Annotated in this window: 1 pseudogene; it reads left to right on the top strand. The window is 38.3% G+C overall.

Annotation, left to right across the window (positions count from 1 at the left end):
• Window positions 1-472 (top strand): annotated as a pseudogene (locus tag P20439_RS12750) (IS5/IS1182 family transposase); the annotation flags it as partial.

Raw genomic sequence — 472 nt, 5'->3', positions numbered from 1 at the left:
TGCAGCTGATTTTAGAAAAGACAACGGAGGCGGTATAAAAAATGTATGCAAAACGTTTGTTGAAGTCTGTCGTCGCCTGAATATGTTTGAGAAACCCGTTGTTGCCATCGATGGTAGTAAGTTTAAAGCTAGCAACAACAAAGGCAATAATTTTACGCCAAGCAAAGTTAAATTTCACATCGACCGAGTCGAAAAGAACATTGAACGTTATCTTGAATTACTTGATGAAGCCGATAAAGAGCAAGCTAACGTCACAAAAATTAAAGCCACAAAAGAGAGACTAGCTGACTTTCGCAGCCAGTTAAAAAAACTATACGAGATTAAAGAACAAGTTGAAGCTCATCCTGATAAGCAAATATCCACTACTGATCCTGATTCACGTTTAATGAAAACTCAAGGTTTTACAAGAGTTGTGAGTTATAACGTACAAAGTGCGGTTGATACCAAGCATCACCTCATAGTGGCGCATGAC

Origin of the sequence: Pseudoalteromonas sp. BSi20439, assembly GCF_000241165.1 — a bacterium.
Classification (GTDB): Bacteria; Pseudomonadota; Gammaproteobacteria; order Enterobacterales; family Alteromonadaceae; genus Pseudoalteromonas.
The sequence above is the reverse complement of the archived record's forward strand: the minus strand, read 5'-3'. Positions and strand labels throughout refer to the sequence as shown.